This window comes from Sphingobium sp. WCS2017Hpa-17 (assembly GCF_031843765.1).
In the GTDB taxonomy this organism is placed as follows: Bacteria; Pseudomonadota; Alphaproteobacteria; order Sphingomonadales; family Sphingomonadaceae; genus Sphingobium.
In genome coordinates this window covers 31,201-56,314 of record NZ_JAVTIV010000003.1, presented here as the reverse complement: position 1 = coordinate 56,314, position 25,114 = coordinate 31,201, and the positions used below count along the sequence as shown (strand labels likewise).

General features: G+C 64.6%; 22 protein-coding genes. 15 read left to right on the top strand and 7 right to left on the bottom strand.

The window, feature by feature from the left end; genetic code table 11:
- Nucleotides 1–59 precede the first annotated feature (59 nt).
- The gene (locus tag RQH62_RS07565) at nucleotides 60–1,412 is read right to left on the bottom strand and encodes an FAD/NAD(P)-binding protein (protein WP_311268158.1); all 1,353 of its coding nucleotides are present in this window, start codon (nucleotides 1,410–1,412) and stop codon (nucleotides 60–62) included.
- Nucleotides 1,413–1,511: 99 nt separating this feature from the next.
- Here RQH62_RS07565 and RQH62_RS07560 point away from each other — a divergent pair, with 99 nt between their 5' ends.
- Genes RQH62_RS07560 through RQH62_RS07545 form a run of 4 tightly spaced genes read left to right on the top strand, consistent with a single transcriptional unit; the run spans nucleotide 1,512 to nucleotide 4,771 of the window.
- Nucleotides 1,512–1,649: a hypothetical protein gene (locus tag RQH62_RS07560; RefSeq protein ID WP_311268157.1), complete on the top strand. Its 138-nt coding sequence runs from the start codon at nucleotides 1,512–1,514 to the stop codon at nucleotides 1,647–1,649.
- Nucleotides 1,639–2,628: an ABC transporter substrate-binding protein gene (locus RQH62_RS07555; protein ID WP_311268156.1), complete on the top strand. Its 990-nt coding sequence runs from the start codon at nucleotides 1,639–1,641 to the stop codon at nucleotides 2,626–2,628. Before RQH62_RS07560 ends, RQH62_RS07555 begins: the two co-directional genes overlap by 11 nt.
- Before the next feature lie 6 nt (nucleotides 2,629–2,634).
- Nucleotides 2,635–3,822, top strand: a complete 1,188-nt coding sequence (locus RQH62_RS07550; RefSeq protein WP_311268155.1) for an acyl-CoA dehydrogenase family protein — start codon at nucleotides 2,635–2,637, stop codon at nucleotides 3,820–3,822.
- Between the two features lies 1 nt (nucleotide 3,823).
- Nucleotides 3,824–4,771, top strand: coding sequence for a D-isomer specific 2-hydroxyacid dehydrogenase family protein (locus RQH62_RS07545; protein ID WP_311268154.1), 948 nt, complete (start codon nucleotides 3,824–3,826; stop codon nucleotides 4,769–4,771).
- A 60-nt stretch (nucleotides 4,772–4,831) separates the two neighbouring features.
- On the opposite strand, the gene RQH62_RS07540 is transcribed toward RQH62_RS07545, so the two are convergent.
- A complete protein-coding gene (locus RQH62_RS07540; protein WP_311268153.1) occupies nucleotides 4,832–5,668 on the bottom strand; it encodes a LysR substrate-binding domain-containing protein in 837 nt (278 codons plus the stop codon).
- A gap of 401 nt (nucleotides 5,669–6,069) precedes the next feature.
- On the opposite strand from RQH62_RS07540, the gene RQH62_RS07535 reads away from it, so the two are divergent.
- The 11 genes from RQH62_RS07535 (at nucleotide 6,070) to RQH62_RS07485 (ending at nucleotide 18,193) form a co-directional block, all read left to right on the top strand.
- Nucleotides 6,070–6,795 carry an ABC transporter permease gene (locus RQH62_RS07535; RefSeq protein ID WP_405053531.1) on the top strand — a complete coding sequence of 242 codons (726 nt, stop codon included), beginning with the start codon at nucleotides 6,070–6,072 and terminating at the stop codon, nucleotides 6,793–6,795.
- A 2-nt stretch (nucleotides 6,796–6,797) separates the two neighbouring features.
- Nucleotides 6,798–7,580, top strand: a complete 783-nt coding sequence (locus RQH62_RS07530) for an ABC transporter ATP-binding protein (protein WP_311268151.1) — start codon at nucleotides 6,798–6,800, stop codon at nucleotides 7,578–7,580.
- Complete coding sequence (locus tag RQH62_RS07525) at nucleotides 7,577–8,200, top strand: cysteine dioxygenase (RefSeq protein WP_311268150.1); 624 nt, start codon at nucleotides 7,577–7,579, stop codon at nucleotides 8,198–8,200. Before RQH62_RS07530 ends, RQH62_RS07525 begins: the two co-directional genes overlap by 4 nt.
- Nucleotides 8,197–9,459 carry a rhodanese-like domain-containing protein gene (locus RQH62_RS07520; protein ID WP_311268149.1) on the top strand — a complete coding sequence of 421 codons (1,263 nt, stop codon included), beginning with the start codon at nucleotides 8,197–8,199 and terminating at the stop codon, nucleotides 9,457–9,459. The genes RQH62_RS07525 and RQH62_RS07520 overlap by 4 nt, the downstream gene beginning before the upstream one ends.
- A gap of 33 nt (nucleotides 9,460–9,492) precedes the next feature.
- A complete protein-coding gene (locus RQH62_RS07515; RefSeq protein ID WP_311268148.1) occupies nucleotides 9,493–10,581 on the top strand; it encodes an LLM class flavin-dependent oxidoreductase in 1,089 nt (362 codons plus the stop codon).
- 3 nt (nucleotides 10,582–10,584) lie between these two features.
- Nucleotides 10,585–11,544 carry an ABC transporter substrate-binding protein gene (locus RQH62_RS07510; protein ID WP_311268147.1) on the top strand — a complete coding sequence of 320 codons (960 nt, stop codon included), beginning with the start codon at nucleotides 10,585–10,587 and terminating at the stop codon, nucleotides 11,542–11,544.
- Nucleotides 11,545–11,670: 126 nt separating this feature from the next.
- On the top strand, nucleotides 11,671–14,250 hold the full coding sequence (locus tag RQH62_RS07505; RefSeq protein ID WP_311268146.1) for a TonB-dependent receptor domain-containing protein: 2,580 nt from the start codon (nucleotides 11,671–11,673) through the stop codon (nucleotides 14,248–14,250).
- Nucleotides 14,225–15,190: an ABC transporter substrate-binding protein gene (locus RQH62_RS07500; protein WP_311268145.1), complete on the top strand. Its 966-nt coding sequence runs from the start codon at nucleotides 14,225–14,227 to the stop codon at nucleotides 15,188–15,190. Before RQH62_RS07505 ends, RQH62_RS07500 begins: the two co-directional genes overlap by 26 nt.
- Before the next feature lie 82 nt (nucleotides 15,191–15,272).
- Nucleotides 15,273–16,064: a class II aldolase/adducin family protein gene (locus RQH62_RS07495; protein ID WP_311268144.1), complete on the top strand. Its 792-nt coding sequence runs from the start codon at nucleotides 15,273–15,275 to the stop codon at nucleotides 16,062–16,064.
- A gap of 14 nt (nucleotides 16,065–16,078) precedes the next feature.
- Nucleotides 16,079–17,428, top strand: a complete 1,350-nt coding sequence (locus tag RQH62_RS07490; protein WP_311268143.1) for an LLM class flavin-dependent oxidoreductase — start codon at nucleotides 16,079–16,081, stop codon at nucleotides 17,426–17,428.
- 102 nt (nucleotides 17,429–17,530) lie between these two features.
- On the top strand, nucleotides 17,531–18,193 hold the full coding sequence (locus RQH62_RS07485; RefSeq protein ID WP_311268142.1) for a peroxiredoxin-like family protein: 663 nt from the start codon (nucleotides 17,531–17,533) through the stop codon (nucleotides 18,191–18,193).
- 32 nt (nucleotides 18,194–18,225) lie between these two features.
- Here RQH62_RS07485 and RQH62_RS07480 read toward each other — a convergent pair whose 3' ends face one another.
- The 5 genes from RQH62_RS07480 to RQH62_RS07460 form a co-directional block, all read right to left on the bottom strand.
- Nucleotides 18,226–18,612, bottom strand: coding sequence for a ferredoxin family protein (locus RQH62_RS07480; RefSeq protein ID WP_311268141.1), 387 nt, complete (start codon nucleotides 18,610–18,612; stop codon nucleotides 18,226–18,228).
- Complete coding sequence (locus tag RQH62_RS07475; RefSeq protein ID WP_311268140.1) at nucleotides 18,609–20,204, bottom strand: FAD-binding protein; 1,596 nt, start codon at nucleotides 20,202–20,204, stop codon at nucleotides 18,609–18,611. Before RQH62_RS07475 ends, RQH62_RS07480 begins: the two co-directional genes overlap by 4 nt.
- The gene (locus RQH62_RS07470; RefSeq protein ID WP_311268139.1) at nucleotides 20,201–21,553 is read right to left on the bottom strand and encodes an LLM class flavin-dependent oxidoreductase; all 1,353 of its coding nucleotides are present in this window, start codon (nucleotides 21,551–21,553) and stop codon (nucleotides 20,201–20,203) included. The genes RQH62_RS07475 and RQH62_RS07470 overlap by 4 nt, the downstream gene beginning before the upstream one ends.
- Before the next feature lie 106 nt (nucleotides 21,554–21,659).
- The gene (locus RQH62_RS07465; RefSeq protein ID WP_311268138.1) at nucleotides 21,660–22,346 is read right to left on the bottom strand and encodes a DOPA 4,5-dioxygenase family protein; all 687 of its coding nucleotides are present in this window, start codon (nucleotides 22,344–22,346) and stop codon (nucleotides 21,660–21,662) included.
- A gap of 179 nt (nucleotides 22,347–22,525) precedes the next feature.
- Nucleotides 22,526–25,111 (bottom strand): TonB-dependent receptor, encoded by a 2,586-nt coding sequence (locus tag RQH62_RS07460; protein ID WP_311268137.1) that lies wholly within the window; start codon nucleotides 25,109–25,111, stop codon nucleotides 22,526–22,528.
- Nucleotides 25,112–25,114 lie beyond the last annotated feature (3 nt).

Below are 25,114 nucleotides of genomic sequence, written 5' to 3'. Positions count from 1 at the left end.
GCCGCCGCCGGGCAGCGAACCAACGCGGACTGCTTGGCCATTTATGATTAGGCCAAATACTAAAGCCCCTCGGCCTCCACCCAATGGGCGCTGGTCAGTTCGCGGGCCAGGGTCCAGACCTGCCGCCTTATGTCCGGCACGGCGACGATTTCCCAATGGGCGCCGCGCGTCATCGGGCCGACGACATGCAGCCGCGCCTGCGCATCGCCGTGCGCGGCGATCGCGCGGCACTGGCGATCCACATCGATGCCGATCGCCAGCGGATCGGGCCTGATGTCGCCCCGGTCGAACAGGTTGCGCAGCAGCGGGTCGGTGACACGCCGCAAGTCGCCCAATGGCCCCGTGCAATTGACCACGCGCGCCACCTTCAACGTTTCGCTGTCCGACGCGCCACGTGGCCGCAAACCGATCAGCAGACCATCGCCGTCTGGCGCCGCCGTCGCCACCTTCGCGGCGCGAACCTCGAGCCGCCCCTGCGCACGCAACCCGCCCAGCCGTTCGGCCACGCCCGGCGCGACGCGATGGCGATGCACATCCCAATAAGGGCGCAGATGGCGCAGGAAGCGGCTGCGCTCGTTCGCACTGGCTGCGCGCCACATATCCGGTGTGAAGGGACGCAATTCATCCACGGCGTTACGCCAGCCAATTTCGGCCGCCCGATCGCGCAGCATGCGAACCAGCGTGGAGGCCGGGCCGGTGGGGCGTTCCTGCCGCGCGGCATAGGGCGGGGCGGGGGCGTGCGCCTGCGGGGCAAGGCCACGGCGGGACAGGGCAATGATCTTGCCCTTGTAACCCGCGCTGTCCAGGCTCAGCGCGCAATCCACGGCAGTCAGGCCGCTGCCCAGCAACAACAGAACATCGTCCCGCCCAAGGCCGGCGGCGATATCCGCCGCCCAGGGATCGTTGACATAAGCGGGGCGGCCAAGCCCAGCAAAAGCGGGCAGATCATGCGGCGGCAGATTGCCCGGCGCGATCACGGCGACATCCGCTTCCAATACGCCACCCGATCGCAACCCGACAAAGGCGCCATCATCCCGCACGACCAGATCGACAGCTTCATCGCTGACGATCGCAAAGCGGTCCCCCGCCGCCGTTCGCGCGTCATCCAACATCGCGCACAGATAGGCGCCATAATCGCGCCGGGTGGCAAAACTGCCTTCCTGCCCCAATCCTTGTGCCGTCAACCACTCCACGAAATGGCCGGGCTGGTCGGGCAGCGCGCTCATATTGGCGGCACGCACGTTCAGGATATGGTCCGCCTGCGCCGCGCCATAGGCCAGACCGCGCCCCAGTCGGTCGGGCCGCCGCTCCACCAGCGTCACCCGCACATTGCCGTGCCGCAACAGGTTGATCGCCAGCAGCACGCCGCTGAATCCGCCGCCGATGATGGCGACATGATCGACCTTCAGCATGGATCAAGCATTTCTAATGGTTCCACCAGCATTGCTTGTGGGACATATCTCTACTGCTAAAATAGATAAAGTCCTATCTGCATCGAAGGAAGGACGATCATGAGCCTGTTGCGTTCCCTGCCCCAGCGATGGGCGCGCCTGCGCGAAGCCGCACGCCGGGAATTTCTGCGCGACCCTGACGTCGTGCTGTTCGAACGCGCCGGTGGTCCTGTTCGCGATGGTGTACATGGTCGCTGATCGTCTGTCGCGGCGCGGCTTCATCGGCGCCGGTGCCGCCTCCTGCCTGATCCTGGCTGGATGCAGTGCGGCCAAGGGTGGCAAGCCGAAATTGCGCGTCTCCGTCACCGGCAAGGGTGAAGGCGACACGCGCCTGCTGTTCAAGGCTGCCGGCATCGTGCCCGAAGGCTTCGATCTCGCCTATAGCGAGTTTCAGTCCGGTCATCTGGTGGTGGAGGCGCTGAACGGCGGCTCGCTCGACTATGGCGGGATGAGCGAAATCCCGCCCATCTTCGCTGCCGCTTCCACCATACAGAGCTTCCGCCAGATCGCCGTCGCCCATGGCGACGTCAACAATCAGGTGGTGCTGGTGCCCAAGGGATCGAAGGCGAAGAGCATCGCCGATTTGAAGGGCAAGCGCGTCGGCTATGTCCGCGCCACCACGTCCCAATATTTCCTGATCCGCATGCTGGAGGAAGTCGGCCTTGGCTGGGACGATATCACCCCGGTCGCGATGGGCGTGTCGGACGGTGCGGCTGCTTTCTCGCAAGGCGCGCTCGATGGCTGGGCGATTTACGGCTTCCCGATCCAGCGCGCCATCGCCACCGAGGGCGCCCGCATCCTCAAGACCGCCTATGGCATCTTGTCGGGCAACTATCTGGTGTCGGCCCATGTCGATGCCTTGGCCGATCCCGAAAAGGCGAAGCTGATCGGGGATTATCTGGCGCTGGTGCAAAAAGCCTATGGCTGGGCGGCGGCGCATCAGGATGAATGGGCGGCCATCATCGCCCAGGATATCGGCGTGCCCCGCGACTATGTGCTGGATCAGTTCAAGCGCAAGAGTGCGAACTATGAACTGCGTCCCGTCACGGACGAGGCCATCGCCTCGCAGCAGCAGGTCGCGGATCTTTTCTATCGGCAGAAGCTGTTGCCCAAGGCGATCGATGTGCGTCCGCTCTGGGACGCGCGCTTCAACGATACCATTCCCAAGAGAGGCTGAACCATCATGGCCACACAGGCACTTCAGCAGGACCACGCGCCAGCCCATTCGGCCGGCCCCATCAGCGCCGATCAGCTCGATCGGCTGACCCGGCGTCTCGCAGAAACGGCGGAGCAGTATGACCGCAGCGGGGAGTTTCCGCGCGCCAGTTTCGATTATCTGGCGAGCGAAGGGCTGATCGGCCTGACCGTGCCGCGCGACCTTGGCGGCCGGGGCGCTGGTATTGTCGAAGCGATCCGGGTGCTGGGCGCAGTGGCGAAGGGCGATCCCTCGACCGCCCTGATCCTCTTCATGACCTACCATTATCACGCCACGCCAACCCGTGCGCGCACCTGGCCGCAAGCCATTTACGAACGGCTGGCGCGCGATGCCGTCGCCGGTCGTGGCCTGATCGGCGGTCTGCGGGTGGAGCCGGAACTGGGCACCCCGGTGCGCGGTGGCCTGCCCGCGACCATCGCCCGGCGCACCGCCGACGGCTGGGCACTGACCGGCACGAAAATCTATTCGACCGGCTCGACCGGCCTCGACTGGTTCTCTGTCTGGGCCAGGACCGACGAGGCGGAGCCGCGCGTCGGCAATTTTCTGGTACGGTCGGACAGCGCGGGCATCGACATCGAACCCGCCTGGGATCATCTGGGCATGCGCGCCACGGTCAGCCATGCGGTGCATTTCACCGATACGCCCACGCCGCTCGACCATGCGGTCGATATCCGCCGGCCCGAACAATGGGCGGCCGGCGCAGGCGATCCGGGCCTTGCCATATGGAACGCGCTCGCCATCTCGACCATCTATGACGGGGTTGCTCGGGCGGCGCGGGACTGGCTGCGGGCCTATCTCAATGATCGGGTGCCGACCAATCTTGGCGCCTCGCTCGCGACCCTGCCGCGCGTGCAGGAAAAATTCGGCGAGATAGAGGCGCTGCTACAGGTCAACCGCACATTGATCCGCGATGCCGCCGCCCGGCATGAAGCCGGCGATCCGCCCAGCGCGATCGAAGTGAACAACATCAAATATCTAGCCACCGCCAATGCGATCCGCGCGGTGGAAATCGGCCTCGAACTCACCGGCAATCCCGGCATCAGCCGGAAGAACCCCCTCGAACGCCATTATCGCGACGTGCTGTGCAGCCGCATCCACTCGCCACAGACCGACACCATATTGATTGCCGCCGGTCGGGCGGCTCTTGGGAACTGACATGTCATTGATCATTGCCAGCCAGCTTGACGCCGATTTCAACAAGGGCCTCAGCCAGCATCCGATTGCCCCCATATTGATCGACGTCGCCGATGAAGAGCCATGGTCTGCCGCTGCCGAAGCGGACGTCCTGCTGGTGCGCCCGTCGCCGTCTTGGCGGCAGCCTTCCATCCAGCGTCCACCCGCTTGGCCGGGCCGGCTGAAATGGGTCTATAGCGCGTCGGCGGGGATCGACTTCTATCCGCAATGGCTGCTCGACGCGCCGCTCGTCACCTGCGGTCGCGGCGTCGCGTCGGATGAGATTGCGGACTATGTCATCGCCGCCATCTACGCCCATACCAAGAATCTGGAGGGCATCACCGCCCGCTCACGCGCGCAATGGATCAACGTCCCGCTCGGCCGGGTATCGGGCACCACGATCGGCATCGTCGGCCTAGGCGCGATCGGTCAGGCGGTGGCGAAACGCGGCCTCGCGTTGGGCGCGCAGGTCGTCGGCCTGCGCCGCAGCGGTGCACAATCGGGCATCAGCGGCGTGGAACATGTCGGTGATATCGACACGCTTGTATCGCGCGCCGATCATATCATCGTCGCCGTGCCGGCCACCCCGCAAACACGCCACCTGTTCAACGCCGATCTGCTCGCCAGGGTGAAGCCCGGCGCCCATATCATCAACGTCGCGCGCGGATCGGTGATCGATCAGGACGCGCTGATCCATGCATTGGACGGGGAGGGTGGTCCCGGCTTCGCGACGCTGGACGTCACCGATCCCGAACCGCTGCCCGAAGGCCATCCGCTCTACACCCATCCACGCGTGCGCCTGACGCCGCATGTTTCCAGCAACCATACTTTGGTGCGCCATCGCCTGCTGGAGAAAGTGCGCGACGATATTTCCCGTTTCGCACGGGGCGAGGCACCCAGCGACATCGTCGATCCGGCGCGAGGTTACTGAATGCGAAAGAGGCGGCCGATCCGGATCGGCCGCCTCTTCCAATTCCGTTATAATCCGACGTCAAAGCGCCTCGACCGTCTCCCGCGCCAGTTCGGCCAGTCGGTTCGCCGCCTTGTCCAGCTTGTCGCCCGACCGCAGGATCGCGGCCACGCGCGGCAATTGCGGCAACCGCTCATGCTCCAATGCTTGGCTGTCCTCCAGAAACAGATGCGTGCGGCATGTCACGCCCAATCCTGCGCCCACGGCCGCCTTCAGCGTCGCCAGATTGGGCGTTTCCACCGCGATCCGCCATTGCAGTCCGGCATCCTCCAGCGCCCGGATCGCGGCTTCGCGGAAGCGGCACGGCTCTTCCAGCACGGCCAGCGGAATGACCTCGCGATCGACCAGATGACTGTCGCCATACCAGCTCATCGGCGCGACCGTCACCGCATGGGCATCATTCGGCGCGGCAAAGCCCAGTAATATGTCCAGTTCCCGCCGGTCCAGCAGCGCCTGCAATTCCGCCGTGCCAGCCACGCGCGCATAGATTTGCGCGTCGGGATGCAGTTCGGCAAAGCGAGAGAGCAGCCCGGTCAGCAATGTATCGGCGAAATCCTGCACCATGCCGATCCGCGCCGGCCCGGCAAAGCGCCCGGCGCTGACCGCTGCAACCGCCTCGTCATGCAGCAGCAGCACGCGCCGCGCATAATCGAGCAGCACGGTGCCTGCCGCCGTCAGGTTGAGCCGGCGCCCTTCGCGCAGGAACAGCGTCTGCTGCACCAGTTCCTCCAGCCGCTTGATTTGCAGGCTGAGGGCGGATTGCGTCACGAACACCTGTTCCGATGCGTTCAGCATCGAACCGGTGTCGACGATGGCGACGAAGCTGCGCAACAAGTTGGTCGGCAAATTGACCGGCACGATGAACCCCTTGAATTTTTGAAATGGGAGGAACCGATCCGATGCCGGAAACGGAAGATGGCTTATCGCCGATGCTTATATATCAATCAAAATAGTAGAGATTTAAACGGCCCATAAAAAACTTGGCCAGAACGAACCGTGCCGGGAAAACCGCCTATTCCTGCGGCAATACGCCCCGCAGCGGCGATAAAATGCCACCTATGATCAATGCTGATAGGTCGGCCAAGAAAAACTTAATTGAAACAGTAGACAATTCATGTTGGGCTTTACAGGACTTTACAAAAGGCCCGGACATGGCGGTTTTGACGATCAATGACACATCACAGGCTGCGCGGGGTCAGTCGGCATCGACGCGCCGGCCTTTTTCGCTGTCGCGCTTTGGCGGGCGCTGGCTGTCGCCGGTGCTGCTGCTGCTGCTGTGGGAAGCCGGTTCGAGGACCGGCCTGATCCCTGAGCGGACGCTGGCGGCACCCTCGGCGGTGATCGGCACCTTGCTCGAAATGGTGATCTCCGGCGAACTGCCATCCAACCTGCTGGTCTCCTTCGCCCGCGTTGCCGTCGGCCTGCTGATCGGCGTCGGCCTGGGTCTGGCGCTCGGCCTGATCGCCGGCCTGTCCCGCTCGGGCGAACTGGCGGTCGATCCGCTCATGCAGATCAAGCGCACCATTCCCGCGCTGGCGCTGACCCCGCTCTTCATCGTGTGGTTCGGCATCGGCGAAACGCCCAAGGTCGCGCTGATCGCCTTCGGCACCATTTTCCCGGTCTATCTCAACCTCTATAGCGGCATCCGCAGCGTCGATTTGCGCCTGCTCGATGCGGCCAAGAGCTTCGGCCTCAGTCGTTGGGAGCAGGTCTGGCATGTCGTCCTGCCCTCGGCCCTGCCGCAGCTGCTGGTCGGCCTTCGCTATGCATTGTCGGTATCGATCCTGGTGCTGGTCGTGGCGGAGCAGATCAACGCCTCGGCCGGCCTTGGCTACCTCATCAACAATGCCCGCGATTTCATGCGGACCGACATCATCGTCGTCTGCCTCATGGTCTACGCCATTCTCGGCCTCGGCGCCGACTGGCTGGTCCGTGCCATCGAAGCCCGCGCCCTTATCTGGCGCCCCAGCATAGTGGAGCAATAAGCATGGACGCTCGCCTCGGTTTTTCGGCGCTGGACAGTGCCGCTCACCAACCCCATCCAGAACCCGTCGTCCGCCTGCGCGACTTTACGCGGCGCTTCGGCGCCAACACCATCATCGACGGTCTGGACCTCGACATCGCGCCGGGCGAATTCATCGCCCTGCTGGGTCGCTCCGGTTCGGGCAAGACCACGCTGCTGCGCACGCTGGCCGGGCTGGACGAAGTGCGCGGTCAGGATGTGGAAGTCCCCGACTCCCGTGCCGTCGTGTTTCAGGACGCCCGCCTGCTGCCCTGGAAACCGGTGTGGAAGAATGTCTCGCTGGGCCTCAAGGGTAATAATGGCCGCGACCGCGCCGAAGCGGCGCTCAAGGAAGTGGGCCTTGGCCATCGACTCGACGCCTGGCCTTTGACCCTGTCGGGTGGCGAAGCGCAGCGCGTGGCGCTGGCCCGCGCTCTGGTGCGCGAACCCAAGTTGCTGCTGCTGGACGAGCCGTTCGCCGCGCTCGATGCGCTGACCCGCTACCGCATGCATGACCTCGTCCTCTCGCTCTGGCGCGCGCACAAGCCCGCCGTGCTGATCGTCACCCATGATGTCGAGGAAGCGATCGCGCTCGCCGACCGGGTGCTGGTGCTCGACAAGGGCCGGATCGTCGCCGAAGAACGCATCACCGCCCCGCGCGGCGAACGCGCCAGCTTCGCCGGCCGCCTGCGCGAAAAGCTGCTGTCCCATCTGGGTGGCGACGATCATGGCGAGGGTGTCGTGCCTTTCCCGATCGCCGCCGAATGAGTGCGCTTGCCGCCCTCGACCGCCCGGTGACGGCACCCAACACTAGTCGCCTGCGCGGTTTCGTCACTGCCTTCGCCGACCTGCTGGCCGCCACCCGCGACGAGCAGGCGATACTGGAAAGTGGCCGCGCTCTGCTCAGCCGCCTGATCGCCACCGACGACTGGCTGCCCGAGGAGTTCGCCCAGCCCAATCCCGACCGCTACCAGCAATATCTGCTCCATTGCGACAGCCGGGAACGGTTCAGCGTCGTCAGCTTCGTCTGGGGACCGGGCCAGTCCACGCCGATCCACGACCATAGCGTCTGGGGCCTGATCGGCATGTTGCGTGGTGTCGAAAAGGTGGAAAGTTTCCGCCGCCTGCCCAGCGGTGTGCTGGTCGATGAGGGCGAGGCACTGCTGCATGAAGGGGAGGTGGACGCCGTCTCCCCGCGCATCGGCGACATTCACCGCGTCACCAATGGCCTGACCGACCGGCCCTCCATCAGCATCCATGTCTATGGCGCCAATATTGGCGCGGTCGAGCGCGCGACCTATGCCCTCGACGGCACGCCCAAGACCTTCATTTCGGGTTACGCCAACAGCGTGATCCCCAACCTCTGGGACAGATCGAAAACCGCATGAGCACCGACACGCTGGACAAGATCCAGACCGCCACGCCGCAGGACATCCGCCACACCCTGCTGGTAGGCAGTGAAATCGCCGTCATCGACGTGCGTGAAGAACATGACTTCGCGCAGGGCCACCCGCTCTTCGCCGCGCAAATCCCCTTGCGCCGTATCGACGATGAAGTGCGCTGGCGTATCCCCCGCCTTGCAACCCCGATCATCGTCTATGACAATGGGGAAGGGCTGGCGCACAAGGCGGCCGTCCGTCTCGAAGGTCTTGGCTATACCGATGTGCGCGAACTGGACGGCGGCCTCTCCGCATGGCGCGATGCGGGCTATGAACTGTTCGAGGACGTCAACAGCTATAGCAAGGCATTCGGCGAACTGGTCGAACATCGCCGCCACACGCCCAGCCTCGCCGCCGAAGATGTGCAGGCGCTGATCGATGAAAAGGCCGACATCAAGATCCTCGATGCCCGCCGCTACGACGAATATAATACGATGAGCATCCCGACCGGGACCAGCGTGCCCGGCGCCGAACTGGCGCTGCGCGCGCGCACCATCGCGCCTGATCCCGACACGACCATCATCGTCAATTGCGCCGGCCGCACCCGCTCCATCATCGGCACCCAGTCGCTGGTCAATGCCGGCGTGCCCAACAAGGTGTTCGCCCTGCGCAACGGCACGATCGGCTGGACGCTGGCCGGGCAGCAGCTGGAAACCGGCCAGACCCGCGCCGCGCCCGAAATCGACGACGCCGCCATCGCCGAAGCCGACGTCCATGCCCGCGACGTTGCCTATCGCGCCGGCGTCAAGCGGATCGGCTGGGCCGAGCTGGAGGCTTTCAAGGCCGACACCGGCCGTACCCTCTACCTCTACGACGTGCGCCAGCCGCGCGAATATGAAAGCGGCCATCTGCCCGGATTCCGCAATGCGCAGGGTGGCCAGCTGGTGCAGGAAACCGACCATAATGCCCCGGTGCGCGGCGCCCGCATCGTCGTGACCGATCCGACCGGCGTGCGCGCGGCGATGACCGCCTCCTGGCTGGCGCAGTTGGGCTGGGACGTGTCGATCCTCGACGTCGACTGGTCGGCCGTGACGCTGGAAAGCGGCCCGGACGGCGCACCGTCCCCGCGTGGACCGGAAGGCCGCTACAAGCGTCCCTATGAAGGCACGGACAACAAGGCCGCCGCCATGCAGGCCTATCTCGACTGGGAATATGGCCTCGTCGCCCAGCTGGAACGCGACGGCACCCACGGCTTCAGAGTCATCTAGGTTTTTGGCATTTAAGATTTCAGGAGAGCATCCATGAGCGTCAAGTTCATCGGCTATATCGGTTTCAACAACGGGTCGGAAACCCAATCGGCGGTGCGCAGCCGCGCGCTCGACACCGACTATGTCAACGCCGCGGCCAAGGCGCAGGAAGAGGGCGGCTTCGACCGTGTCCTCATCCCCTTCGGCTCGAACAGCCCGGAAAGCCAGATCGTCGCGGCCCACGCCGCCGCCATCACCACCAAGCTCGGCTTTCTGGTCGCCCATCGCCCCGGCTTTACCCAGCCTACGGTGGCCGCGCGCCAACTGGCGACGCTGGATCAGCTGTCGGGCGGCCGCGTCGCCGTCCACATCATCACTGGCGGTGCCGATGAAGAAATGGCGCGCGATGGCGACACCAAGACGGTGAAGGCCGAACGCTATGCCCGCACCGACGAATATCTCAACATCCTGCGGCAGGAATGGACGGAGTCCAAACCCTTCGACCATCAGGGCAAGTTCTACGACATCCGTCAGGCGTTCAGCGCGATCAAGCCCGACAATCTGCCGGTCTTTTTCGGCGGATCGTCGGAAGAAGCGATCGACGTCGCCGGCCGCCATGCCGATGTCTACGCGCTGTGGGGCGAAACATTGGAAGCGGTGCAGGACACGGTGCGCGCCGTGCGCAAGTCCGCTGCCCGCTATGGCCGCGATCCGGGCTTCTCGCTCTCGCTGCGCCCGGTGATCGCCGATACCGAGGAAGCCGCCTGGAAGCGTGCGGCCGAGATCGAGGAGGAGGTGCGCGAAAACCGCACCGCTGCCGGCCTGCCGCTCACCGGCCATCGCCCGCCCAACGTCGGCGCGCTGCGCCTGCTGGAAACCGCCAGCGCCAATCGGCAGGACAAGCGGCTGTGGACCGGCGTTGCGGCCCTGACCGGCGCGGCCGGCAACAGCACCGGCCTGGTCGGTACGCCGGAACAGGTGGCCGACGCCATGCTCGATTATTATGATATCGGCATCGACCATTTCCTGATCCGCGGCTTCGATCCGCTGGGCGATTCCATCCTTTATGGCCGCGAATTGCTGCCCGTCGTGCGCCGCAAGGTGGCCGAGCGCGAGGCGGCCGGCCTCGCACTGGCAGGCTGATCCATGTCTAAGAAAAACGTCGTCATCCTGTCGGCGTCCCTTGTCGCGGTGGCGGGCCTTGCGCTCGCCGCCGCGACTTTTAAGGGCGGCGATGACAAGGTCTTGCGGGTCGCCAATCAAAAGGGGCAGGTCAAATCCATGATGATCGCATCGGGCGTGCTGAACGGCGCGCCCTATACGGTCGAATGGTCGGAATTCCCATCGGCCCAGCCTTTGCTGGAGGCGGTCGGCGGCGGTGCGGCGGATTTGGGTCTGGCCGCCGACGCTCCCTTCATCTTCGCCTATCAGAGCGGCAGTCCGGTGAAAGCGATCGGCGTACAGGCACCCGCACAACAGGCCGGCGAAGCGCTCGCCATCCTCGTAAAGAACGGATCGCCACTCAAAAGCGCGCAGGATCTGGTCGGCAAGTCGGTAGCGACCACGCGCGGATCGATCGGCCATCATCTGCTGCTTCAGGCGTTGGAGCGCGCCCATATTCCTGCGGACAAGGTGCGCGTCACGTTCCTGCCGCCCGGTGACGCAAAGGCTGCGTTCGACAGCGGGTCGATCGACGCTTGGGCGATCTGGACGCCCTATACCAATGTCGCGATCAAGGAAGGCGCGCGTACCATCGTCGATGCCAAGGACTATGGCCTGCCCATCTATATCGACATCGCCCATGCCGACAGCATCGCGCCGAAACGTGCGCTGCTTGCCGACTTCCTGCAACGTGAGGCGAAGGCCGTCGCCTGGGCGCGCGCCCATCCTGACCAGTTTGCGCAGGTGCTGGCGAAGGAAACCGGCCTCCCGCTCGACATCGCTCGCGCCAGCTTCGACCGCAACAACCGCGTGTCGCAACCGATCGATGCGAAGATCATCGCGCATGAGCAGGATATCACCGCCCGCTTTCAAAAGGCCGGTCTGATCGAAGGCACGCGCGACGTAACGCAAGCCTTCGATTCAAGTTTTCATCAAGCTCATTGAAACAATAAGTTTGAATAGGAAAAGATCATCTAAAGTTGAGTGAAACTCATGGATATTGATTGAAAGTCATTTCCCAACTAAATTTGTAGAAAATAAACGGACGGCCAGTCTGTTGGGGGAATATCCATGTTCAAGGTCGCTCATTATCTCACATCGACGGCGCTAACGGCTGTCGCACTCGCTGTCTCACCGGCGTCGGCACAAGACATCAGTCAACCTGCCGAAGCCGCCGCGACGGATGCCGGAACGATCATCGTCACCGGCGTCCGTGGCGCACCGCGTACCATCGCCGAAAGCCCGGCGCCGATCGACGTGGTCAGCGCGGACAAGCTGCAAGCCACCGGCGCGGCCGAGTTCGGCGAAGCGCTCTCCAAGCTGCTGCCCTCACTCAATTTCGGGTCGACCCATGCCGGCGTCTTTTCGGTCGGCCGTCCCGTCACCAATCGTGGCCTGGCGCCGGCCTATACGCTGGTTCTGGTCAACGGAAAGCGCCGCCATAACGGCGCCTTCCTCAACAACTCAACCACCGACACATCGGGCGCCAATCCGGTGGATGTGGACTTGATCCCGACCAGCGGCATCGACCGGATCGAAGTGCTGAAGGACAGCGCCGCCGCGCAATATGGCACAGACGCGATCGCCGGCGTCATCAATATCCAACTGGCCGAAAAGGAAGGGCTGAGCGGCGATTTCACCTACGGCACGCTCTATTCGGCCAATGGCAAGCCCGATAGCTGGAAGGGCACGATCCGTTACGGGACGAAGATCGGCGACGATGGTGGCTTCCTGACCGTCAGCGGCGACATTCGCAAGCGCGGCGGCGCCTGGTGGAATCTGGCTGCGACCGACACCAATCTCTACGGCTTGCCCGCCGGGCGCACCATCGATCAGGTCGTGGCCTCCAGCGGCCTGACCCGCGATCAGGTGTTGGCGAACATCGCCGACGCCAATGCCCGCAACGCTGCCTGGAACCGCGACGGCGCCCATAATGGCGACCCGCAGATCAAGGCGTTCAACCTAGGCTATAACGCCCAGCTGCCGGTGACGGACAGCGCCACCCTCTACAGCTTCGGCACCTATGGCGAGCGCGACGCCCAGATCGGCAACAACTTCCGCCGCCCGAACAGTACCGCCAATTTTACCGCTCTGTTCCCGGACGGCTATTATCCGCTCAACAATATCGACGAGACGGATTTCCAGTTCGTCGGCGGCCTGAAAGGGACGCTGATCGGCTGGGACTATGATATTTCCTCGTCCTTCGGCCGCAACGCCAGCCGCCAATTTTCCAGGCTCTCCATCCGCCCCTCGCTCGGTCCGGACAGCCCGACCTATTGGCCCAATCTCGCCAATTTCGAGTTCCGCCAGTGGACCCACAATGTCGACCTGCATCGCGAATATGACATCGGTTTCGCCAAGCCGCTGCAAGTGTCGATCGGCGGCGAATATCGGCTCGACCGCTTCCGTACCTTTGCCGGCGATCCGCTGGCTTATGAACCGGCAACCTACACTTTCCAGCCCGGCGATCAACAATATGACTGGAATGTCGGCCGCATCGCTTCCCCGGTGGTGCAGGGCGCGATCGTCCTGTCCCCCGCCGACGAAGCCGACATCAGCCGCAAAGTCTATGCCGGCTATATCGACCTTGGCATCAATCCCACCGATGCCTGGTATATCGGCGCGGCGTTGCGCGCCGAACATTATAGCGACGGCTCCGGCAGCCCGATCGGCTTGAAGCTCAACAGCCGCTACGAAGTCAGCCCGGCGCTCGCCATTCGCGGCACCGTCGGCACCGGCTTCCGAGCGCCCTCGCTGACCCAGATCGGCTATGCCCAGACGGACGGGCGCACCTCGTCCTTCTTCAACGCCGAAACCGGCCAGACCGAACTGCGTCCGACCGTCGCGAAGCTGGTGACGGCGGACAGCAATGTCGGCCAGTTGCTCGGCGCCAAGCCGCTCAAGGCGGAAAAGACCTGGAACGCAGGCCTTGGCATCGTCTTCACGCCCTTGCCCGCGCTCTCGATCACGCTCGATGGCTATTATATCAAGATCAAGGATCGGATCGAGCGCACCGGCCGCCTGTTCGGCACCGGCATTTCCGCCATCCTCGCCGCCAACGGTCTGTCCGATGTGGAGCAGGCGGAATATTTCATCAACGCCGCCGATACCGAAACGAAGGGCTTCGACCTCGTCGCCGACTATTCCACCGGCCTTGGCGATTTCGGCAAGCTGGGCCTCACCTTGGCCTTCAACTACAGCAAGACCAAAGTGACGGACGTGGTCGCCACCCCGGCGCAGCTGTTCGCAGCCAACGGCACATCGTTGCTGGGCGCCGGCTCCGTCTTCTTCGGCGGCGACAAGATCGGCGAACTGGAAGTCCTTCAGCCGCATACGAAGCTGGTCAGTACGCTGAACTGGAGCAAGGGCATTTTCGGCCTGAGCCTCACCAACACCCGCTACGGCAAATATACGCAGCGCACCGCCGCAGGCGACGACCGCTATTTCGGCGCGAAGATCATCACCGACGCCAGCATCAGCGCAAAGGTGACGGACTTCGCGACCCTCTCGGTCGGCGCCACCAACCTGTTCGACGTCCGCCCTGAAAAGAACGGGCCGGGCAATCCCCAGACCGGGCAGGGCTATTATGGCCCGTCGCCCTTCAACCCAGCGGGTGGCTATTATTATGGGCGGATCGCTCTTGCTTTCTGATCGACGCACTTTCCTTGTCGGCGCCGCCGCACTCGGCCTCACCGCCTGCGGTGGGGCCGGGAAGGGCGGGCGGACCAAGCTGGTTCTGGGTGACCAAGTCCACCTCCTCCAGTCGAAAGCGGAGGCGGCCGGCGCCATGGGCAACCTTGCCTATGATGTGGAATGGGCCAATTTCGTCGGCGCCGCACCCTTGCTGGAGGCGCTGAACGCCGGGGCGGTCGATACCGCGCCGGCCGGCGATCTGCCGGTGGTGCTGGCGGCGGCGGCCGGCGCGCCGCTCAAGGTGATCGCCGGCTCGCTCTCCTCCACCCGCGACATCGCCATCATCGTGCCGCCCGGTTCGCCAATCCGCAATGTCGCCGGCCTTGCCGGCCACCGTGTGATCGTGTCGAGCGCGCGCGGCAGCATTTCCCATTACCTCCTGCTCGAAGCGCTGAAAGAGGCGAAGGTCGACCGCAAGGCGGTCGACATCGGTTTCATGCTGCCCAATGACGCCGCTGCCGCCTTCGCTGCCGGGCGGATCGAGGCCTGGGCGACGTTCGGCACCTATCAGATCGCGGCGGAGGATCGCGGCGCGCGGGTGCTGCGCGACGGGCAGGGGATCAACACCGGCCTCACCCTGATCGCCGCGTCTCAGGCGGCGCTGGATGACCCGGCCAAGCGCGCGGCGCTCAAGGACGCGCTCGCCCGTTTCCGCACCGCCAGCCAATGGGCGCAGGCGCATCCCGATATCTACGCTGGCGTCTTCGCCAAGGCGACGGGCGTGGACCCCAAGCTGGCGAAGCTGATCGTGGACCGCCAGAACCCGGTCCTGATCGCGCCCGACGCGGCCGTCATAGAGCCGCTGCAACGGGTGGTCGATCGCTTCCATGCCGATGGCGAACTGCCTGTCCATGTCGATGTCGCAAAGATCGTCGATCCCGGCGTGTTCCCGGCATGAGCGCCGCTCACCCATCCATCAGACATTCTCATTGGGCGGTGGCCTGCCGCCTGCCTAGATTTGCCCGCAAAGGAGCATCCCCATGGCTACAGTCCTGAAAGACGATCGTTTCCGCGCCTCCGGCATCAGCGAAGCGGAATGGAAGGTCCGCATCGACCTTGCCGCCTTCTATCGCCTGTCCGCCCTCTATGGCTGGGACGATTTTCTCTACACTCATATCTCGGCCCGCGTACCGGGGCCGGACCATCATTTTCTGATCAACCCGTTCGGCCTGATGTTCGATGAAATCACTGCGTCCAGTCTGGTGAAGGTGGATCTCGACGGCAATGTCATCGGGGACAGTGAGTATGGCATAAACTATGCCGGCTATGTGATCCATTCCGCGATCCATGCCGCGCGCGACGACGCCCATTTCATCGCCCATTTCCACAGCGCCGACGGCATGGCCGTCTCCGCCCATGCCGAAGGGCTGCTGCCGCTCAACCAGCGCGCGCTAAGCTTGATCCCGCGCATTTCCTATCATGATTATGAAGGCGTGGCGCTTAATCTGGACGAGCGCGAGCGCATCGTCGCGGACCTTGGTGATACGAAGGTGATGCTGTTGCGCAACCACGGCACGCTGGCGCTCGGCGCATCGCCCGGCGAAGCATTCAGCGGCATCTATCATCTGGAGGAAGCCTGCAAGGCGCAGGTCCGTACCCTGTCCATCGGCCGCGACCGTGTGCTGATCGCTCCGGAAGAGGCGCAGGAGGAAGTGCGCCGCCAGATGAGCCGCGAACGCAAGCCGGTCGAGGGCGCCAAATCCCATTATGATCTGGTCTGGGAAGCGGCCCTGCGCAAGGCAGGCCGTCACTCCCCCGGCTTCGACGCCTGACTTCAAGGATATATATGACCACGCGCCAACTCAAACTCGGCCTCGTCCCCACCGGCGTCGGCGGCCCCGGCGACAGCAATCGCTGGCTGGACACGGATATCCCGCTCGACGCCAGCGTCAGCATCGACTGGTATATCGACGTCGTCCGGCAGGCGGAGGCGGCGAAGTTCGACCTCGTCTTCATCGTCGACAGCCAGTTCATCACCGCCAACTCGCCGCCCCATTATCTCAACCGGCTGGAACCGCTCACCCTCCTGTCGGCGCTGGCGGTGGCGACGAAGCATATCGGCCTCGTCGGCACGCTGACCACCTCCTATAACGACCCATTCAACCTCGCCCGACGCTTCGCCTCGCTCGACCTGATCAGCAAGGGGCGCGCCGGCTGGAATGTCGTCACCAGCGGAGACGCGGGCACGGCCGGTAATTTCAGCCAGCCGGAGCATTTCGACTATGACACCCGCTATCGCCGCGCGGTCGAGTTTCTCGACGTAGCGCGTGGCCTCTGGTCCAGTTGGGAGGAGGGGGCCTTGGTCCGCGACCGCGCGACCGGCCAGTTCCTCGACGCCGACAGGCTGCATCGCCTCGATCATCAGGGCGAATTCTTTCAGGTCGTAGGCCCGCTCAATCTCCAGCGCTCGCCGCAGGGCGAGCCGGTCATCTTCCAGGCGGGCGACAGCGATCAGGGCCGCGATCTGGGCGCCACCATCGCCGACGCCATCTTCACCCATGCCGCAACGATCGAGCAGGGGCAGGCCTTCTATGCCGACCTCAAGGGGCGCGCCATAAGGCAGGGCCGCAACCCGGACGAGATCGTCATCCTGCCGGGCTTCTCCGTCTATGTCGGCGATACGGATGCGGATGCGCAGGATATCCAGCGTCGTTATCGCGAACTGGACCAGAGCTTCGATCAGGCGCTGGCCGAATTCGGCCGCCCCTTCGGTTGGCATGATTTCCGCCAATATGATCCCGACGCGCCCTTCCCGGTGCAGGCGCTGGAAGCCGCGAAGAACAGCTTCTACACGCAGGCAAAGAAGGTCACGGATCAGGCCGTCGAACAGGGGCTGACCCTGCGGCAGGCGGTCGAGCGGGCACGGGCCGGGCGCGGCAGTCCCTTCGTGGGATCGGCGGAAACGGTCGCTAACGAAATCCAGCGCTGGTTCGAAGGGCGCGCGCTCGACGGCCTCAACGTCCATCTCGGCCATCCGGCGCAATTCCGTCGCTTCGTGCAGGAAGTCGTGCCGATCCTCCAGGAGCGTGGCCTGTACCGCACCGATTATGAAGCCGACACGCTGCGTGGCAATCTCGGCCTGCCGATCCTGCCCAGCCAGCACCAGCGGAAGGTGGATCGGCGCGACGCGGCCTGAAGTAATCGCCTGAAACTATGAAAAATCTTCGACCCTCATCCGCCAACTCTCATTGGTGGTGAGGGTCGTCGCTTGCCATCATGACCTCAACTCCAGGAGATCATGATGGCCACTCTTCTTACTGAATCGCTCAAGGATCGTTTCGCCGCGCTCCAGGCCGAGCGTACGCGTAGCTGGACCCCGGCGCAGCTGGAGGCCAATGTTGCGGCGCGCCGCCAGCTTGTCGACCGGTTCGACCCTGCCGATGTGGCGCAGCCGGGCGACAGCCTGCCGCCCTTGTCCTTCACCGAAGTCGGCGGTGATACGTCGACGCTTGACGCGCTGACCGCCGACGGGTCGGCGCTGCTGCTCCTCTTCCGCTTCGCCACCTGCGCCGCCGACAATATCGCCTTGCCCTATTATGCGGAGGCGCTGGCGCCGACTTTGGCCGATCGCAACATTCCGCTGCTGGCGCTCAGCCCGCAAATCCCCGATCGCCTGCGTGACATCAAACAGCGCCATGGCCTGCCTTTCCCGGTCGCGACCGATGCGGACAATGGGCTGGCGCGGCTGATCAATGTCACCTTCCAGCCCGACGATCGCCCCTCGCCACCGCCGGCCGGCTGGATCGGCGAAGTGACCGGCACCGATAGCTGGGAATTGCCGCAGCCCACCGCGCTGCTGGTGGGGCCGGGCCGGATCGTCCAATGGCTGCATGTCAGCCCCGACTGGCTGGACCGGCCAGAAGCAGCGGACATCCTTCGCCAGATCGACGGCAGGGTTTGAGATGAAAAGGGGGCGGATAACGCCCCCTTATCTTATCCTCGATCGGCCTTGAACGCCGCATAGCGCCGCGTGGCGATCTCCGCCCCTTCGCGCAGCAATGGCCCCAGACGCCAGAAATCGCTCAGATGGCCTTCGCCGGGCGCGGCGTCCTGATCCCATCCATAATCATGGCGCAACCGCCCCAGCTGGCCGCCGTCCAAAATCGCCTGCGGCGTGATGGTCGACCGGGCCAGCTGGTCGGGATCGACATAGATAGCATCGGACTCGCAATAAAGTTCGCACATATAGCAGGTCTGGCACTGGTCGATCCGCGCAATCACCGGCACGCCGTCCGTCCGCGCGTCCAGCACATGGGTGGGGCAGGCGGCGACGCAGCTGTTGCAGCCATCGCACCGCTCCTCGAAAATATGGGCGATCATGCGGCAACGTCCTTTTCACGGATCAAAGGCTTGGCGTGATCGAACCGGGTCCAGACTTGCTCCAGCCCACCGGTCAGCAATCGCCGGGCCTGTGCCGGATCGACCTGCGGCCTGTCCTCGCGCATATGCAGCCCCCGGCTTTCATCACGCGCCAGCGCGGCCGCACCGACCCAGCGGGCGCTCGCCAGCATCGCCGCCTGCTCGCGCAGCGCGACCCGGCCCAGACCCTCGGCATGGCCATGGTCGGCCATGTCCCGCCACAGATCATCGAGCCGCTCCTGCGCAGCCTCCAGCTTTGCCGCGCTGCGCCAGAGCGTCCCATCGAAGGCGATAGTGAAGGCCTGCACGGCCGGAACCACAGGCGTCAGGTCGATGGCGCGCGCGGTCGATGCCGGCCGCAGCCCCGCCCGCCCGATGGCCCGACCGGGCGCACTCCGGCCCGACCGCAATGCCGCCAGCGCCGCCGCCTTGCCAGCCACCCGGCCGGACGTCAGCGCCCAGGCGGCATTTTGCGCGCCCCCGCCGCTGGTCGCCCCGGCGATCAGTTCGCGCGTCGCGCAATCGCCGACGGCATACAATCCTTCGACGCTGGTGCGGCAATCCTCGTCGATAATCTGCAAGCCCCCGGTGCCGCGCACCGTGCCTTCGCCGAACAGCCGGATGGGGAAGCGGTTTTCGAACAGGTCGATGCCGCGCCGCTCGAAGGGCGGCAGCGATGCCGGCTGGATGCGCCGCAACAACTGCTTCAGCAGGTCCGGCGCATCGCTCAGATCCGCCAGCACCGGCCCGGCATCCATAGCCCGCGCCAGCGCCTTCAAATGCGCAGCCTCGCCGCTCATCGGCGGCGGCACGTCCAGTTCATGGCCCGCCGCATCAAAGAAGCGCGCCGCGAAATAGGGCAGGGTGCGCGTCGAATTCCACGCAGGCGACAGCGAATAGGAAGCTGAAAACTCCATCCCCGACAGCACGGCCCCGGCCTCCGCCGCCATCAGCAGCCCGTCGCCCGTATTGCCATGGCTGCCGATCAGCCCTGACCGGAAAGCGCAGCCGCCCGTCGCCAAAATCACCGCCGGTGCCCGTACGCGCCAGTCGCGATCGTCCAGCCGCGCATGACCCGCAGCGCCGACGATGGCGCCATCTTCATCCTGCAACAATTCCAGCGCCGGATGATGGTCCAGGATAGTCACGCCCCGATCGACCGCAAAGCGGCGCAGCGCCCGCATATATTCCGGCCCGCGCACGCCCGAATAGAAAGTCCCGCCCCGGCCATCCGTATCGAACGGATAGTAAGGTGTCAGTTCCGGCAGTGCGCGCCATGTCTCCTCGATGATCCGCGCCATCCAGTCGCGCTCGGCGAGGCCGAAGGATCGCGCATGCCGCTCTTCCACCGCCTGCGCCCGCTTGTCCGGCGCCACCCACCAATGATTGGGACCGCCCGTCGCCGTGACGCCACTGGTGCCGACAAAGCCCTTGTCCGCCAGCACGACGCGCACGCCGGCCCGCGCGGCCGATGTCGCCGCCCAACATGCCGCCATCCCGCCGCCGATGATCAGAACATCGGCGGTCAGGTCCAGCCTGTCCCGCTGGCTCATTCGGCGGCGATCGCCTGCGTCTGCCGCGCAGCCTCGCTATGGCGGTTTTCCGGCACCGGCAGGCCCAGATGGCTGCGCAGCGTGTCGCCTTCATAGTCCGTGCGGAACAGTCCACGTTCTTGCAGGATCGGCACCACCCGCTCACGGAACAGCGCAAAGTCGCCCGGCCGGGTCACGCGCAGGATGAAGCCGTCTGCGGCGCGGCCGACGAACCAGCGTTCGATTTCCGCCGCGATGGTCTCGGGCGATCCCACGAAGTCCGACTTCCACTGGCCGAAACGATAGGCCGCCTGCCGCAGCGTCAGCTTCTCCTCGGCGGCGACGCGGATAAAGCGTTCGGCCTGCCCCTTATAGCTGTTGAGCGTCACGCCCGACAGATCGGGGAAGGGGGCATCCAGATCATAGACGGAAAAATCATGATAGTTGAACGCCCGGCCCACCTGCGTCAGCAGCTTGCCGATATCCAGCGCCCCCTGTGCAGCAGCGGCGATGGCCTGCGCTTCCTCGTCGGTTTCGGCGATGGTTGGCACCAGCCCCGGCAGCACCTTGATCAGGTCGGGGTTGCGGCCCAGCGCAGCGGCCCGCGCCTTCAGGTCCGCATAATAGGCCCGGCCAGCCTCGAAATCCTGCGATGCGGCAAAAGTACCCTCGGCGATCGCCGCGCCCAGATTGCGGCCTTCGCTGCTATCACCCGCCTGGAAGATGACCGGCTGCCCCTGCTTCGACCGGCTGAGCGCCAGCGGCCCGGCGACCGAGAAATGCGCGCCCTTATGGTCCAGCCTGTGCTGCTTGCTCCTGTCCAGGAAGGTGCCCGTCGCCCGATCGCGGGGGAAGGCATCATCCTCATAACTGTCCCACAGGCCCTGCACGACATCCACGAATTCGCGGGCGCGGGCATAGCGGACCTTATGGTCGAAATGCTCCTCCCGCCCATAGTTGCGCGCCGCGCCCTCAAGGCCGGTCGTCACCACATTCCATCCGGCGCGGCCCCGGCTGATCTGGTCGAGCGAACCGAACTGGCGCGCCACATTATAGGGTTCCCAATAGGAAGTGGTCAGCGTGCCGACCAGGCCGATATGGGACGTCGTCGCCGCCACTGCCGACAACAGGGTGAGCGGCTCCAGCCGATTGAGGAAATGCGGCGCCGTATCGGGCGTGATGTAGGGGGAATCGACGATGAAGACGAGGTCAAACTTGGCCTGTTCGGCAAGGCGCGCATGCTCGATATACCAGTTGATGTCGATGCTGGCATCGCCGGGCAGGTCGGGATCCTGCCAGCTATGATGGTCCGCGCCGACGCCTTCCAATATCGCGCCCAGATGCAACTGCCGCTTTGCCTGTTCCACCATCGTCATATCCTCATGTCTGTCAGAGGATCAGGCTAGGCGGACTGCATCGCCCTGAATAACGAGGGCTGCTCAATCGCTGGTGATTTTGTCCAATATTGCGAACCCTTCATCCACGCTCGATCGCGATGGTCGGACGGGTGTTTGGATAGACTTGCTCGACCGCCGGTTCGCCCGCCGCCAGATCCGGCTTCTTCATGCCATAGGCGTTGACCGGCTGCGACCGGTTCACCCACAGCGCATAGTGAAGATGATCGGCGCGCGGGTCGTCCGTATTGGGATGGATCAGGATCGTCAGCCCCAGGCTGTTGAGTTGCAGCCAGGGCAGGATGAGCGGCTGCAAATCCGTGCCGAAACCGAAATAGAAGGACGGGGTGACATGCGGGCCGCGCGGCTCAAGGTTCCAGTTGCCCAGTTCGACCGCAAAGCGTTCCGCCGACCATTTGCGGATCAGCGCCGCCTTTTCGTAGCTGTCTTCGTCGAAATAGATATGGGCGTGATAGCTTTTGATGTCGGTAAAGGCGCGCGGCCGGTCCGGCAGGCCGTTTTCCTCGCCCGGACGCACCGATTTGGGGCGCGGCGTCGGCTCCTTGTCCGTTTCATAGCCCCACGGACTTTTGCCGGTCCGCGCGGCGATGGCGGCGGGGGAGAGTTTGGGCGTCGGCTCGGCGGCGACGGCCGGCGCGCCTATCAAACCGCCTGCGGCGATCAGCCCGCCGCCCCGCAACAGGCTGCGTCGGCTTGGCGCCAACAGGTCGGCCCAATGCTGATCCGCGGGATCGTGGGACGGGGGCATGTGCAAGCTCCTCTCAGGACTTGGAAATCATGATGCGTATGGGGATCGATGCGCGAAGGACGGCGACGCTGCCGCCCCATTCCCGTTGGTAGCACCGGGAAGAAGGGCGAAAGCGCCGCCGCAGGGTTGAGCCGCCTATCGACCGAAAAGGGCAAAACGGTCGACGACGGCCCCGAACTTTAGAAGCTGGCTGAAGCCCGCAAATACCAGAAGCCGCCCAGCACCCCGAGCGGGGAGGCATCCGGATAGATGAAGCCGCTCGCCGGCGCATTGGTCGACGGATAGAGCAGACGGCTTTCCCGGTCGGGATAATTGTTGAAGATATTCTCCGCACCCACGGCGATGCGATATTTCTCCGCGATCTTCACCCCGACCTCCAGATCGAAGGAGACTTCGGCACCGAACGTCTTGTCGCCGCCATTGGCCGCCAACTGGTTGTTGGTGAACTTGCCATAATAGTTGGCGCGGGCGACGATATCGACCGGCCCCACCTCGGCGCTCTGGGTGAAGACTCCGCGCCAGCGCGGCAGCAGGCTTTCGATGTCGCGCTTGCGCACATCGTCGATCAACTGACCGGTGCGCCCGTCCGCCAGCGTGATGGTCCGCCGCGACAGCAATTTGGTGCGATTGTAATTGATCGCCAGCGACGACGCCAACCTGCCCCAGCCGGGGTTCGCCCGATAGCTTGCCACAAAGTCCACCCCCTGCGTCCGGGTAGCAAAGCCATTGGTGAAATACTGGACGACGCCCAGCGAATTGGGATCGACTACGCCCAGCGCAGCCAGTTGCGTCCGGTCGGCGTCGGTCACGGTGAAGCGGCTGGTCAGGCCGATCCGGTTCGTGACCTTGATATTATAATAGTCCGCCGTGACGGTGAAGGTCGATGTCGGCGTCAGCACCACGCCGCCGCTGAAGTTGACGGATTCCTCCGGCTGCAACGGGGTGGAGCCATAATAGCGGGCGGCCGCATCCCCGGCGGACAGCGTGGCCACCTGCACCGGCACCGGATTGGTGCCGATGAAGCTGGTTTGCAGGTTGCGCAGATAAAGCTGCCCCGGCGTCGGCGCGCGGAAGCCGGTGCTGGCCGCGCCACGCAGGGCGATGGCATCGCTCACGGCGTAGCGCGCGGTCGCCTTCACATTGGTCGTACCGCCGAAATCCTCGAAATGTTCGTAGCGTACCGCGCCACCCAGCGTGAAGCGCGGCGTCACATCCACTTCCAGGTCGAGATAGGCGGCATAGCTGGCCCGCGACCGGTCCACGATCGACGTCGGGCCATAGCCGGGAAAGCCGTTGGAGCCGACCGGATGGGTGACGAGGAAAGTGGTGCCATCGGCCCGCTTCACCGTCTGCGACGCATATTGGCCCTGCGTGTAGGAACCGGCATCGCCCGCGCCGATCAGGAAGCTTTCGCGCCGATATTCCAGCCCGCCGGCAATGTTGAGCGGGCTGGCAAGACCGATCTCCAGCGGATAGCTGAGGTCGATATTGCCGTTCAGTTCCCGCTGTTCCAGCGCCCCGGCATAGAAGCTGGTCGGCGAATCCGGCCCCAGCGACGGGTTGAACGTGTCGAAGATATAATATTTGATCCGGTTCTGGCCGTAGGACAGGCTGGCATCATAGGTCAGGCCGAAATCCGTCTCGCCCTTATACCCGCCGACCGCCGATACATCGGTATTGGTGCTGCGGAAACGGGGGGTGAAGCCGTTGGGGAACAGGGTGGCATCATTCCATGTCCGCCCGTCGGCATCCCATGTCCCGTCTGCATTCTTGTCGAGATAATAGATGTTGATCGACTTGCCAAAGGTGAAGGGCGTACCGGCCGGGCCTGTCGTCGTCACCGCGATCGGACGGCGATAGTTGAAGTCGATCACCTGATCGCTATGGCCATAATTGCCGAAGACATAGAGCGTATCGTCACCCAACGGCAGTTCGGCATTGAGGAAGAAGCGATAGGCCTCCGTATCCGGGCTGCCGAAACGGGTCACCGGCTGCTTGACGTCATAGCCCAGCGATTCCAGCACCAGCGCGTCGGGGCGCTGCACCGCGCGATTGGTGTCGTTGGCGTTGATATATTCGCCGGTCAGGTTGATGAAGCCGCCATCCTGCCCCAGCTTCAGGCCCAGATTGCCCGACAACTGGATGTCGCGCCCGTCGCCCTTATAATATTCGCCATAGCGGGCGTTGAGTTCCAGCCCTTCGGCGTTACGCTTCAGCGCGAAGTTCATCACGCCCGCGATCGCGTCGGACCCATATTGGGCGGCGGCGCCGTCGCGCAGCACTTCGACCCGCTCGATCGCCGCGCCGGGAATTTGCGACAGGTCCGCGCCCTGCGATCCGGCGGCGAGCGATCCGCCGCTCACCTGCACCAGTGCGGATCGGTGGACGCGCTTGCCGTTGATCAGCACCAGCGTCTCGTCTGGCGGCAGGCCGCGCAGCGTCGGCGGGCGGACGAACGCCGATCCGTCGAACAACGCATTGCGTTGCAGGTTGAAGGACGGGACGAGGTTCTTGATCGCCGTCTTGATGTCGCTGGTCGCCTGCGCCTTCAGGTCATCGGCGGAAAAAACGTCCACCGGCACGGCGGATTCGCTGACGGTGCGGTCGGTCCTGCGGGTGCCGGTGACGATAATCGTGTCACGGCCCGTGCCGCCTGCCGCCGCCGCCGGCTCCTGTGCGACAGGTTCCTGCGCCTGCGCCGCCTGGGCGAGCGCCACCGCCGCCAGAGCCACGCCGGCCCTGACCAGAATCTTTACCGATGTCATGAA

Excerpts from the sequence above, each read along its gene's own strand:
- RQH62_RS07505 (WP_311268146.1), top strand. The coding sequence starts at position 11,671 with ATGTTCAAGGTCGCTCATTATCTCACATCGACGGCGCTAACGGCTGTC.
- RQH62_RS07485 (WP_311268142.1), top strand. The coding sequence starts at position 17,531 with ATGATGGCCACTCTTCTTACTGAATCGCTCAAGGATCGTTTCGCCGCG.
- RQH62_RS07520 (WP_311268149.1), top strand. The coding sequence starts at position 8,197 with ATGAGCACCGACACGCTGGACAAGATCCAGACCGCCACGCCGCAGGAC.
- RQH62_RS07565 (WP_311268158.1), bottom strand. The coding sequence starts at position 1,412 with ATGCTGAAGGTCGATCATGTCGCCATCATCGGCGGCGGATTCAGCGGC.
- RQH62_RS07480 (WP_311268141.1), bottom strand. The coding sequence starts at position 18,612 with ATGATCGCCCATATTTTCGAGGAGCGGTGCGATGGCTGCAACAGCTGC.
- RQH62_RS07475 (WP_311268140.1), bottom strand. The coding sequence starts at position 20,204 with ATGAGCCAGCGGGACAGGCTGGACCTGACCGCCGATGTTCTGATCATC.
- RQH62_RS07500 (WP_311268145.1), top strand. The coding sequence starts at position 14,225 with ATGGGCGGATCGCTCTTGCTTTCTGATCGACGCACTTTCCTTGTCGGC.
- RQH62_RS07530 (WP_311268151.1), top strand. The coding sequence starts at position 6,798 with ATGGACGCTCGCCTCGGTTTTTCGGCGCTGGACAGTGCCGCTCACCAA.
- RQH62_RS07555 (WP_311268156.1), top strand. The coding sequence starts at position 1,639 with ATGGTCGCTGATCGTCTGTCGCGGCGCGGCTTCATCGGCGCCGGTGCC.
- RQH62_RS07490 (WP_311268143.1), top strand. The coding sequence starts at position 16,079 with ATGACCACGCGCCAACTCAAACTCGGCCTCGTCCCCACCGGCGTCGGC.
- RQH62_RS07525 (WP_311268150.1), top strand. The coding sequence starts at position 7,577 with ATGAGTGCGCTTGCCGCCCTCGACCGCCCGGTGACGGCACCCAACACT.
- RQH62_RS07470 (WP_311268139.1), bottom strand. The coding sequence starts at position 21,553 with ATGGTGGAACAGGCAAAGCGGCAGTTGCATCTGGGCGCGATATTGGAA.
- RQH62_RS07510 (WP_311268147.1), top strand. The coding sequence starts at position 10,585 with ATGTCTAAGAAAAACGTCGTCATCCTGTCGGCGTCCCTTGTCGCGGTG.
- RQH62_RS07550 (WP_311268155.1), top strand. The coding sequence starts at position 2,635 with ATGGCCACACAGGCACTTCAGCAGGACCACGCGCCAGCCCATTCGGCC.
- RQH62_RS07460 (WP_311268137.1), bottom strand. The coding sequence starts at position 25,111 with ATGACATCGGTAAAGATTCTGGTCAGGGCCGGCGTGGCTCTGGCGGCG.
- RQH62_RS07495 (WP_311268144.1), top strand. The coding sequence starts at position 15,273 with ATGGCTACAGTCCTGAAAGACGATCGTTTCCGCGCCTCCGGCATCAGC.
- RQH62_RS07560 (WP_311268157.1), top strand. The coding sequence starts at position 1,512 with ATGAGCCTGTTGCGTTCCCTGCCCCAGCGATGGGCGCGCCTGCGCGAA.
- RQH62_RS07515 (WP_311268148.1), top strand. The coding sequence starts at position 9,493 with ATGAGCGTCAAGTTCATCGGCTATATCGGTTTCAACAACGGGTCGGAA.
- RQH62_RS07465 (WP_311268138.1), bottom strand. The coding sequence starts at position 22,346 with ATGCCCCCGTCCCACGATCCCGCGGATCAGCATTGGGCCGACCTGTTG.
- RQH62_RS07545 (WP_311268154.1), top strand. The coding sequence starts at position 3,824 with ATGTCATTGATCATTGCCAGCCAGCTTGACGCCGATTTCAACAAGGGC.